The 255-nt window shown below is 65.1% G+C and carries 1 pseudogene; it reads right to left on the bottom strand.

The features are described from left to right. A pseudogene (clpA, locus tag MJ643_RS31055) lies at positions 1–255 on the bottom strand (ATP-dependent Clp protease ATP-binding subunit ClpA); the annotation flags it as partial.

The raw sequence follows: 255 nt of genomic DNA, 5'->3' as shown, positions 1-255 counted from the left end.
CCTCGCCCACGAACAGCGGATTGTTCTTCTGGCGGCGGCACAGCACCTGGATCGCCCGGTTGATCTCGGAATTACGTCCGATCACCGGGTCGATCTTGCCGTCACGCGCCTTCTTGTTGAGATTGACGCAATAGGTCTCCAGCGCCTCGCCCTTCTTCTTGGAGTCGTCGGTGCCCTTGGTCTCGGTCTCCTCGTCGACGCCGCGCACGGGCCGCGCCTCGGAGACGCCCGGCCGCTTGGCGATGCCGTGGCTGA

Origin of the sequence: Pseudomonas sp. PNPG3 (genome assembly GCF_023093815.1) — a bacterium.
Lineage (GTDB): Bacteria > Pseudomonadota > Gammaproteobacteria > Pseudomonadales > Pseudomonadaceae > Aquipseudomonas > Aquipseudomonas asiatica.
This window is presented reverse-complemented; position numbering and strand designations above follow the sequence as displayed.